Source organism: Phaeobacter sp. JH204B (assembly GCF_048055755.1).
In the GTDB taxonomy this organism is placed as follows: domain Bacteria; phylum Pseudomonadota; class Alphaproteobacteria; order Rhodobacterales; family Rhodobacteraceae; genus Phaeobacter; species Phaeobacter bryozoorum.
This window is the reverse complement of record NZ_JAYMXF010000016.1, coordinates 25,644-36,030: the sequence shown is the minus strand read 5'-3', so window position 1 is coordinate 36,030 and position 10,387 is coordinate 25,644. Positions and strand designations below refer to the sequence as shown.

Sequence of the window (10,387 nt, the reverse complement as noted above, 5' to 3'; positions counted from 1 at the left end):
GGGCAGGGCAGATCTGCCCTGTTGCGCGGGCGGGAGCCGCCTTGGCCGCCGCCCTTCGGGCCCGCCTCCGGGTGTCACTTCGGCTCTCCCTCCTGGTCTCCCTCTTGGTCATCTCCCTTCCGCTTGCCATCGCGCAGGTCGGCGGCGGCCTCGGCCATGGCCGGGTTGGGATGATGCGCAAGCGCCGAGAGCGCCTTGTCCATCCAGTCGATCACCGCAGGGTCGTCGCCGCCGGCGCGGGCGATGGGCGGAAAGGCGCAGGACAGCAGGTGCCGGGCCGAGACCGCAGGCATCATCACCCGATCAAAGGACACGTCGCGCGCGTCAGGCTCGGCCTCATCCGGGGTATTCTCCCACAGCAGCCGTTCCAGCCGTCCCATGACCTCCAGCGCGGTGCCGGGATCATTGACACCGGGCGACAGGGCGCGCTGTGCGGTTTCCGCCAGCAGCGTCAGGCCAAAGGAGGGATCCTGATCGAAACTGCGCACATCACCGATTTCGATGCAGCGGCTGGCCGCCTCGCAGAGCGTCTCCTCGCCGGTCTCGGCATAGGCCACCGGCCGCCCGCGCAGCACGAATTCGCCGGGGGTGCGGTGGATGGCAATCCTGGTCTCGGCCTCTTCGGCCAGCGTCTGCAACCCTGCGACATCGACAAACCGCACAAAGCCCGAGGCCTGCGCCGGGATGGCCCGGCCCTGCTGCTGAAATCTGGTGTCATCCTCGGCGCAGGCGGCGCCCAGGCAGGGCGCTTCGGCCCGCTGGCGCAGGCTGGTGCGGCTGCGCTCTTCGATCAGGCGCAGCGTGTGATCCATGCTGCCAAGTCCCGACAGATGGTCAATCCAGCGCAAAATCGCCACGACGATCAGCGCCACCACTCCGACGGTGATGGCAAAGATCACGATGGCGGCATCCTCGCTGTAGAACCCGGCGCGGAACAGGATCACCGCGCTCAGACTGAAGACAAACCCGCCGACAAAGGTGGCCAATACGCTCTGGGTGATCGTATCCTCCAGCAGCAGGCGATAGACCCGTGGCGTCGCCGTGGCAGCGGCCGTACGATAGGCCGAGACCATGACATTGAGCGAGAATGTGGTGACCGCCAGCATCCCGGAGGCAAGGATGGTCAGCACCGGCAGCGCCGCCTCGCGGCCAAAGCGCTCGCCCAGATCTTCGGGGATGAAGGGCGTGAGCCAGGGGGCGATGGCCAGCGCCAGCAGCGAACAGGCCGAGAGCAGCACAACCCGGAACCACAGTTGCCGGGTGATCCGCCGGACATAGAGCAGGGTGCGGGAAATCACTGATCTGCCCCGATAACGGTCGCGCCAAGCGCCAGCAGATGCTGATCGACCAGATCCAGCTCTTCAGCAGTCAGCCTCTGCGCTCTGGGATATCGCGGGGCACTGCGGTCGTTCAGGATCGGCGCGTCCCAGCCATCGGTTGTGCGCACGAAGGCGGCGACACCATCGGCGCCGAAGACGTCCAGATAGCCCTGAATGACCACGTCGAGATAGCTGAGCAGGATCGGATGGCGCAGGCTGGCCGCGCGCTGGCTGTGGCCGGGCACCGCATAGACCGCGATATCCGTCTCCGGGTTCAGATCATGCTGGACCGCGCCGCTGGCAGGCAGCCGCTCATAGGCAAATTCGCGGTCATCAAGCGCCGCCCAGTCGGCGCCTGGCACCTCGGCGATCAGCCCGTCGATGGTGGTTCTGTCACAGGGCACGGCGCTGAGAAAGGCAACCGGGCGCAGATCGGTATGCACCCAGGCCCGGCGCCAGCCGCTGAGCCGCGCGGGGCGGGCCTGACCGTAGCCATGGGTGCGCGTGTTCACCAGGCTGCCGTAGCCAAAGAAATAGGGGGCTGGGGAAACGGGGGCGGGCATTCAGATCTCCTGACTGGCGATGTCTGTCTCAGTGGCGCTGCCTGCGGGCGGCGCAGCGGGACCCGGCAGGGGCAGGGTCAGGGGCAGGCGAAAGCGCGTACGGCTTTGATACATGTCAAAGTGGCCTTTGTGCGGCCATGTCATGATCTTGCGACAAGGCACCTCGGAGGGGCGATCATGCGGATCACGAAACGGACAAATATTGCAGTGCGGCTGTTGATGTATTGTGCAGCCCATGCGGACCGCCTGGTTACCAAATCCGAAATTGCCGCGCGCTGCAATATCTCGGAGAACCATTTGGCGCAGGTGATCAACCAGTTGGCGCAGCTGGGCTATCTGCATACGCAGCGCGGGCGTAACGGGGGCATGTCGCTGGGCAGGCCCGCGGCGGAAATCGGCATTGGCGATGTCTTTCGCGCGGTCGAGGGCACGGTGCCGATGGTCGAGTGTTTTGCCGATGCCGACAATACCTGCCCGCTGGTTTCGGCCTGTCGGCTGCGGATTGCCCTCACCGATGCGGCGCAGGCCTTCTACCGGTCGCTGGACGGGATCACCCTGGAGGCGCTGGTCTGCGACAATGATGCGCTGTTTGCCCTGTTCCAATCGCCGGTTTCGACCGGCTGCGCGCGCTACGCCAGCTGAGATGCTCTGGCGCCCGCCCGCCCGCCGTGGCTGGTGTTGTGGCGGGCGGCCCCGCAAGCGCGGCCCCAGAAGCGGCGGTGTGGCCTAGTCGCGGGCCCGCAGGATCCGGGCCGGGCGCACCTGAAGGGGCCGCCAGGCAAAGGCCAGCCCAGCCAGCAGCGTGGTCAGGATGCCGCCGCTGATGATCGCCAGCGCATTGCTCCAGATCACCTGATAATCGCTTTCGAACACATAGGTGTTGATGGCCCAGGCCCCGGTCATTCCGGCCGTCAGCGCGACCAGGCCGGCCCCGGCGCCCAGAAACACTGATCTGAGCGCAAAGCTGATCAGGATCTGCCGTCGCGGCGCGCCCAGCGTCTTGAGCACAGCCGCCTCGTAGCGGCGGGCAGGTTCGCCGGCGGCGGCGGTGCCAATGAGCACCATGAAACCGGTCAGCAGCGTTGCCGCGGCACCATAGGCGGTGGCAGATGCGAGCTGCCGCAACAGGTCCGACACCCGGTCCAGCGCATCGCGGACCCGGATCGCGGTGATGTTCGGCATCGCCTTGGCGAGATCGCGCAGGATCTGGGCTTCGGCCTCCTGTTCGGCATAGACCGTGGCGATATAGCTGTGCGGGGCCCCTGCAAGCGCGCTTTCGTTCAGCACCATGACAAAGCCCATGCCCGCCGTGGAAAAATCGACCTCGCGCAGGCTGGTGATGGTGGCGGTAATGTCGCGGCCCAGCACGTTGAGCGTCAGCGTGTCGCCAAGGTTGAGACCCAGCTCCTCGGCCTCTTCGCGGGCAAAGCTGACCTGCGGCGCGCCGGTGTACTCTTCGGGCCACCACGCGCCCGCGACGATCTGGGTGGTGTCTGGCTGTTTGGCGGCATAGGTGATGCCGCGATCGCCCCGGACGACCCAGTGATCGCCTGCCACCTCGGTTGCGGGCTGGCCGTTGATGGTGGTGAGGATGCCGCGCAGCATCGGTGCGCTCTGCACGCGCTCAACCGCCGGGTCCTGCTCCACGCGGGCGAGGAAATCCGGCATCTGATCGCGTTGGATATCAACGAAGAAATAGGAGGGCGCCACATCGGGCAGGTTGCCTTCGATGGCGCGGCGCATATTGCCGTCGACCTGACCAATCGCGGCCAGAACGGTCAGCCCCAGCCCCAGGGCCAGCACGGTCGGCACGGCGCCATCGCGGGAGGTGCCAATCGCCGAAAGCGCCCATCGAAGCGCCGGATATCCACGGGTCAGCGGCGCGGCGCGGCGGGCGATCCAGCCCAGCACCAGCGCGGCCAGCAGCAGCACCGCCAGCGCGCCGATCAGCCCCGCAGCGGTCCAGAGCGTCAGCTCAATCGCGCCGCTGAACAGCGCGGCAGAACCAATCAGCACCGCCACCGAGACAGCCGTGGCGACGATATAGCGGGGGGCAGGCCAGCGGCTGCGGCTGTCCAGCGCGTCACGAAACAGCGCCGCAGCGCGGATCCGCTCGGCGCGGGCCAGCGGCCAGAGCGCAAAGACAAAGGCCGTCAGCAGCCCGTAAAGCGCCGCTTCGCTCAACGCCGGGACCGAGATGCCAAAGACCGCAGGAAACGGCAGCTGCGCCGCAACCAGCGGCCCCAGCAGCACCGGGGCCAGCCCGCCGATCACGAGGCCAATCGCAACACCAAGCAGCGCCAGCGCCCCGATTTGCAGAAAATAGGTCAGAAAGATCGTCCGGCGGTCCGCGCCCAGCGTGCGCAGGGTGGCGATGGTCGCGGTCTTGCCCGCCAGATAGGCGCGCACGGCGGCTGAGACGCCGATGCCGCCCACAGCCAGCCCGGAGAGGCCAACCAGCACCAGAAACCCGGCCAGCCGCTCGACAAAGGTGGCGATGCCCGGTGCGCCGTTACGGGCGTCGGTCCAGCGCATACCGCTGTTGTCCAGCTCGGCTTCGGCGCGGGATTTCAGCTGCTCCAGATCGGTGCCTTCGGGCAGGGTCAGCCGGTATTTGCTGGAAAACAGCGTGCCGGGCTGCAACAGGCCGGATCGGGCCAGGTCAGCGCTGCGAACGATGGTGCGTGGCCCCAGCGTGAAGCCCGCGCTGGCGGCATCCGGTTCATTCTCCAGCAGTGCGGTCAGAACAAAGCTTTGGGTGCCAAGGGCAAAGCGGTCACCAACAGAGAGGCCCAGCCGATCCGCAAGCACCCGCTGCATCACGCCGCCGGGCAGGTCCCCGGCGCCCTCCAGCGCCTGTGGCAGCGGCAGATCCGGCGAGAGCCGCACCGTGCCAACCAGTGGATAGGCGCTGTCCACCGCCTTCACCTGCGTCAGGGCGCGTTCCTCACCGACAGCTGCCATCGACCGGAAGTCGATCACCTCGGAGCGGCGCAGGGCATTGGCCTCCATCCAGGCCTGTTCCTCTGGGCTGGCGCGCCGATAGGTAAAGCCCAGTTCGGCATCCCCGCCCAGCAAGACCGCGCCTTCCTCGCTCAGCCCGGTTTCAATCGCCGAGCGCAGCGAGCCGATCCCGGCAATCACCGCCACCCCCAGCGCCAGACAGATCAGGAAAACGCGAAACCCATGCAGCCCGCCGCGCAGCTCCCGCATGGCAAAGCGTGTCGCCAGCGACAAGGTGTTCATTCAGCGGCCTCGCGCGCGGCGGCAAGGTCGAGACGGCCATCGCGCAGCCGGATCACCCGGTCACAGCGCGCCGCCAGTTCCGGCGCATGGGTGACCATGATCAGCGTCGCGCCATAGCGGTCGCGCAGGTCAAACAGCAGGTCCATGATCGCATCGCCGTTGGTGGCGTCCAGATTGCCCGTCGGCTCATCCGCCAGCAGGATCCGCGGGCGGGTCACCAGGGCGCGTGCCAGTGCCACACGCTGTTGTTCACCACCTGACATCTGCGCCGGGAAGTGACCGGCACGATGGCCGAGCCCCACGGCCTCCAGTTCGGCCTGCGCGCGGTCAAAGGCATCCCTGTGCCCGGCCAGCTCCAGCGGGGTGGCGACATTTTCGAGCGCCGTCATGGTGGGGATCAGGTGAAAGCTCTGGAACACGACACCCATATTGTCGCGGCGAAACCGCGCCAGCGCATCCTCATCCATCGCGGTCAGGTCCTGCCCCAGCGCCGAGACGGTGCCGCCGGTTGCCTGTTCCAGACCGCCCATCACCATCAGCAGCGAGGATTTGCCCGACCCGGAGGGACCAATCAGGCCCAGCGTCTCGCCGCTTTCGACCGCAAGCGAGATGTCATGCAGGATTTCGACAGGTCCGGTATTGCCAACCAGCGACAAAGACGCATGCTGGAGGTTCAGGATAGGGTCGGACTGGGGGATCGTGCTGGACTGCATGTGACGTCGCGCCTGTTTTGGGATCACTCTCGATATGGAGCCTTTCTACCAATGCGCAAGATAATGGCCGGATTGATTTTTATATTAACTGCCGCAGTTGCGCAGGCCGATCCGGTTCGGGTGGCGGCTTTGGGGGACAGTCTGGTGCAGGGCTACGGGCTGCCGCAGGGGCAGGGCTGGGTGCCGCAGCTACAGCGCTGGCTGGGGGAACAGGGGGCTGAGGTGCGCCTGATCAATGCCGGTGTCTCCGGCGATACCACGGCGGGTGGCGCGGCGCGGATCGACTGGACGCTGGCCGACGGGCCGGATGCGCTGATCGTCGCATTGGGCGGCAATGACCTGCTGCGCGGGATCGCCCCGGCTGAGAGCCGCGCCAATCTCGTCCGTATTCTGGAGGTCGCCAAGGCCAATGCGGTGCCGGTGCTGTTGGTTGGTATCGCGGCGCCGGGCAACTATGGCGCCGACTTCAAAGCAGAATTCGACGCAATCTTCCCCGAGCTGGCGCGCGACTATGGCGCGCTGCTGCATGACGACAGCCTTGCCGGGATCCGCGCGGCAACCGGCAATGATCCGCAGGCGGCGGGGCCGTATCTACAGGAGGACGGCATTCACCCCAACGCAAAAGGCGTGGCGCTGAATGTGGCGGCCATCGGCCCGAAGGTGCTGGATCTGGTGGCCAGGGTGGACCGCTGACGCGGGGGCGCCACGGGATGACCGCAGAGGTGCTGCGGCAGATGACTGGGCGCCACAACAAAAGACGGCCCCGAAAGGGGGCCGACAGCTGATCTTCTTCGGGTAGGCGGGTTAGGCCAGCTCGATATTCACCGCAGACTCGCGGCCGTCACGGCCCGGTTGCAGCTCATAGGTCACTTTCTGGTTGTCCGCGAGGCCGGTCAGCCCCGACCGCTCAACGGCGGAAATATGTACGAACACATCGCTGCCACCCGCATCGGGTGCAATGAAACCGTAACCTTTGGTGGTGTTGAACCATTTGACGGTGCCTGTGGCCATCGTCTTCTTCTCCCAGTCTTACTCTAAATCCCTGTCCGCGACATGCGACAGCCCGGCAATGTCATTGCGTATTCATGACCGAGCCTCCTAGGACAGCGATGAGTTCTGCGTAACCTTGCGGGAACGATCTTGTCGCCAATGTCCTCTCGGTGCAAGTGTTATAGCGGGGGGTGCCTGTCAGTTTGGCGCTGCCAGAGGCGCTGTGGATGGCCATCGGCGGGGCTTGGCACCCGGACAGGCAAGCTGGCGCCGATGCGCCGCCAGATCACGCGCTGCCACCTTGGTCTGGTCCTGATCAGAGCACCGTCACCACGGTTCCCAAGGGCACCCGTTCGTAGAGGTCGACGATATGCTCGTTCGTCATGCGGATGCAGCCGTTGGAGACGGAATGGCCGATCGTTTGCGGCTGATTGGTGCCGTGAATGCGGAAATAGGTGTCGATGCCGTTCTGAAACAGGTAGAGCGCGCGCGCGCCCAGCGGGTTATCAGTGCCACCGGGCTGGATGTATTTGTTATCGACAAAGCGGGCATAGCTGCGCGGATCGCGTTCGATCATCTCGTCCGTCGGGCGCCAGGTTGGCCATTCCTTCTTGGCCTGGATGACGGCGGTGCCGGTGAATTCAAGACCGGCCCGCCCGACGCCAACGCCATAGCGGCGCGCCCGGCGCGGCTCTGTCACGTAATAAAGGTAATAGGATCGCGGCAGCACCAGAATTTGCCCGGGGGCGAATTGCTTCTTGATGCGGACCTCCTGCGGAGTGGGGTCAAAGGCCGTTTCGGCTGACCCGATCTGAGGCCAGAGAGAGGCGGCGGCGGAGCTGGCCAGAAAGGCGCGGCGTGACAACATGCGTGGCTCTTTCGGTTTTGGAACAGATGCCATCAGTCTGCGGTGCGCGAACAATCCGGTCAATAGCGGCGCCCACACGGCCACAGTTGCGGGCAGACGGCGCGACGTTGGTGCAACAGCGCGATGCCCTGATGGGCCATAGGACATTGGCAAATCAGGCTTCGTGATATCACGAAGCTGTGATATCCTGTGATCGGATCGCGTTTCTGATCCACCGTCATTTCCGGCGGGTTTCTCGTTTGAGGGCGTCATGTCGGCACGGCTGCGGGGGTAGCTCTGCCGGAGGTCTCAGGCCCGGACAGGGGCTATTTCTCGGCTTCTGCGTTTCAGGTCTGCGATCCCGTCCGAAACCGGCCGGTGGCTGTTTACAGCCCGTCTGGCGGTTTGTCGGGGGTATACTGGAGTAACCATTGTGACTGTTTCATTTGGGGGGCGCGCGGCAGTGACCGCGCTGATTATGGCTGTCGGCCTCGCGGCTGCGGACCGGGTTGAGGCTCAGGAAGATGCGGGGTTTCTCGCCACCTCACTGCGTTATTCAGAACGGATGCTGGACCGTCAGGAAGATGTGACCAACAAGGTCGCCATTGCCCTGCGCGCGCGGCAATCGGGGCAGCTCGGGGTCAATCGGATCACCTTTGGCGGGCGCTTCTTAGGCACGGTGATCTATGAGAATACCAATACGCCCGGCAAATTTCCGATCCTGTCGCGGCTGCCGCCGACCCACACCAGCGGCACCACCGATACCTATGGTGTGATCAATGATATCTCGCTGATCGCGACCGCCACCACCCCGCTGCTGACAGCGGTTGTGCAGGGCGAATATACCGAGGTCGAATATCCCGGCCAGAACGACATCCAGCTGCGCAAGGCCTGGCTGGCGGTTGGTGATCTGGACCGGTCGCCCTTTTATCTGGCGGTTGGGCGCAAGACGGTGAGTTTCGGCAATTTTGCCAGCTATGCGCCCTTCACCCATACCCATAACAGCCATTACTTCTGGGCCCAGACCAAGGATCCGCTGATCGAGATCGGTTATATCACCGAGCGTACCGAACTGGCGCTGTCGATCATTCGCAACCACCGGGGGAACCGGGTGATCAGCAGCCCGAAGAACGATGATCACTACACCAATTACGCGCTGAACGCCTCCCATCGCATTCCGCTGGCCAATGGTATGGGGCTGAAACTGGGGGCCGGTTTTCTGCGCGGCACGATCTACGACAGCACCATTGCCCATCATCCCCCCGGAAGCGGCATCGACCGGGGCTGGAACGGCGCTTGGGATATTCACGCCACCCTCAGCGCAGAGCGCTTCGACGTCATGGCCGAGTTCACCCAGACCACCGACCGCTGGCCTGCCACCGATCACAAGGTCAGCGCGCTGACGCTGCAGGGGCGCTACCGGGGGGAGGTGCTGGGACGTCCGGCGGTCTATTCACTCTCCGCCAGCCAAGGGCGGCAAGGCGCCTCCGGCACCGAATGGGAGTCGATGTCGCAGATCATCCTCGGGATGGAGGTTGCGCTGGCCCCGAATGTCACGCTGGGGGCGGAATACCTGTTCAACGATGGCTTTGTGCCGCTGATCCTGCCCCGGCGCACAGGCGATGCCAGCGTGCGCTCGCATAGCGTCATTCTGGGCGCCAAGCTCACCTTCTAGCGGGTGGGCACCAGCGCGGGCAGGGCTTGTCCTGCCGCCTCTGGCCAGTATATCTGGCCTGAATACAGGCGCCACGCCGCCCCGGCGGTCAGTGATGCGAAGGAGAGATTGCCCCATGGGTGCCAAGACCCTGACCTGCCTCAGCTGTGCCCAGCTGAACCGCGTGCCCGAGGACCGTCTGGCCGCCGGCCCCAAATGCGGCACCTGCGGGGCTGCGCTGATCCCCTCGACGCCCGTCGATGTCGACCCGGCGACCCTGCAAAAGGCCGCCGCGCAGGATGACCTGCCGCTGGTGGTGGATTTCTGGGCGCCCTGGTGTGGTCCTTGCAAGATGATGGCCCCGGATTATGCCAAGGCGGCAAAAACGCTGCAGGGGCAGGTGCGGCTGGTCAAGCTGAACACCCAGACCCATCAGTCCACCGGCGCACGCTATCGGATCAAGGGGATCCCGACACTTGTCCGCTTTGTGCGCGGCAAGGAACAGAAACGGCAGGCAGGCGCCCTGCGCGCAGGCCAGATCGTGAGCTGGGCGAAGGGATGAGCCGGAGGCTCGGCTGATATCGAAACGCGGATAAGGGGGCTTTGGCCCTGCGGTTGGCTCAGGTCCTGCGGTCGGCTCAGGCCATGCGGTGGGTTTCATCCCCGTCCGGCGGCATCATCGGGCGCAGACCCGGCGGCAGATGCAGCATTGCAAGCATGGTCACAATGGCGGCGGTTGTGCCAACGGTGGGGTAGAGCAGCAAACTATACCAAAGTGGCAGCGCATAGAGGGTATAGGCGGCGACCGCAGAGAAAATCCCTGCAAAAGTACCGACAATGATCCCGATCCATGCCATGTTTATACCTCTTAGGTTGAGTCGCATTTAATCTACAATTTTTCAGGCAGAGTGCAACTCTCTGTGTTCGAGCAAGATAGCTCAAATTGTCTTTAAATTTGGTTAACATCGGGGGTGGCGCAGGTGATGGGATCTGCTGAATTATGTGTAATGCTGTGATTTTAATTGAAAATATCAGATGGATGCGCGATCTTCGCT

11 protein-coding genes are annotated in these 10,387 nt (G+C 64.8%); 4 read left to right on the top strand and 7 right to left on the bottom strand.

The window, feature by feature from the left end; translation table 11 throughout:
- Positions 1-74: 74 nt before the first annotated feature.
- Both VXL81_RS08735 and VXL81_RS08730 read right to left on the bottom strand, forming a co-directional pair.
- Complete coding sequence (locus tag VXL81_RS08735) at positions 75-1,298, bottom strand: DUF2254 domain-containing protein (protein ID WP_416553804.1); 1,224 nt, start codon at positions 1,296-1,298, stop codon at positions 75-77.
- Positions 1,295-1,882: a gamma-glutamylcyclotransferase family protein gene (locus VXL81_RS08730; protein WP_416542914.1), complete on the bottom strand. Its 588-nt coding sequence runs from the start codon at positions 1,880-1,882 to the stop codon at positions 1,295-1,297. Before VXL81_RS08730 ends, VXL81_RS08735 begins: the two co-directional genes overlap by 4 nt.
- 177 nt (positions 1,883-2,059) lie before the next feature.
- Between VXL81_RS08730 and VXL81_RS08725 the strand changes: the two genes are divergently transcribed.
- Positions 2,060-2,524, top strand: a complete 465-nt coding sequence (locus VXL81_RS08725; RefSeq protein ID WP_416536697.1) for an RrF2 family transcriptional regulator — start codon at positions 2,060-2,062, stop codon at positions 2,522-2,524.
- Between the two features lie 84 nt (positions 2,525-2,608).
- Here the strand turns inward: VXL81_RS08725 and VXL81_RS08720 are convergent, their stop codons facing one another.
- Both VXL81_RS08720 and VXL81_RS08715 read right to left on the bottom strand, forming a co-directional pair.
- Positions 2,609-5,128 carry an ABC transporter permease gene (locus VXL81_RS08720; protein WP_416553802.1) on the bottom strand — a complete coding sequence of 840 codons (2,520 nt, stop codon included), beginning with the start codon at positions 5,126-5,128 and terminating at the stop codon, positions 2,609-2,611.
- Positions 5,125-5,841 carry an ABC transporter ATP-binding protein gene (locus VXL81_RS08715; protein WP_340547300.1) on the bottom strand — a complete coding sequence of 239 codons (717 nt, stop codon included), beginning with the start codon at positions 5,839-5,841 and terminating at the stop codon, positions 5,125-5,127. Before VXL81_RS08715 ends, VXL81_RS08720 begins: the two co-directional genes overlap by 4 nt.
- Before the next feature lie 51 nt (positions 5,842-5,892).
- Between VXL81_RS08715 and VXL81_RS08710 the strand changes: the two genes are divergently transcribed.
- Positions 5,893-6,534, top strand: a complete 642-nt coding sequence (locus tag VXL81_RS08710; protein WP_416536700.1) for an arylesterase — start codon at positions 5,893-5,895, stop codon at positions 6,532-6,534.
- 111 nt (positions 6,535-6,645) lie between these two features.
- Here the strand turns inward: VXL81_RS08710 and VXL81_RS08705 are convergent, their stop codons facing one another.
- Positions 6,646-6,852: a cold-shock protein gene (locus VXL81_RS08705; RefSeq protein WP_014875536.1), complete on the bottom strand. Its 207-nt coding sequence runs from the start codon at positions 6,850-6,852 to the stop codon at positions 6,646-6,648.
- A 295-nt stretch (positions 6,853-7,147) separates the two neighbouring features.
- A complete protein-coding gene (locus VXL81_RS08700) occupies positions 7,148-7,699 on the bottom strand; it encodes a L,D-transpeptidase (protein ID WP_340547298.1) in 552 nt (183 codons plus the stop codon).
- Positions 7,700-8,141: 442 nt separating this feature from the next.
- On the opposite strand from VXL81_RS08700, the gene VXL81_RS08695 reads away from it, so the two are divergent.
- The gene (locus VXL81_RS08695) at positions 8,142-9,353 is read left to right on the top strand and encodes a hypothetical protein (protein WP_416553800.1); all 1,212 of its coding nucleotides are present in this window, start codon (positions 8,142-8,144) and stop codon (positions 9,351-9,353) included.
- A gap of 115 nt (positions 9,354-9,468) precedes the next feature.
- The gene (gene trxC / locus VXL81_RS08690; RefSeq protein WP_340547296.1) at positions 9,469-9,894 is read left to right on the top strand and encodes a thioredoxin TrxC; all 426 of its coding nucleotides are present in this window, start codon (positions 9,469-9,471) and stop codon (positions 9,892-9,894) included.
- A gap of 76 nt (positions 9,895-9,970) precedes the next feature.
- Here trxC and VXL81_RS08685 read toward each other — a convergent pair whose 3' ends face one another.
- Positions 9,971-10,189, bottom strand: a complete 219-nt coding sequence (locus tag VXL81_RS08685) for a hypothetical protein (protein WP_340547295.1) — start codon at positions 10,187-10,189, stop codon at positions 9,971-9,973.
- Positions 10,190-10,387 lie beyond the last annotated feature (198 nt).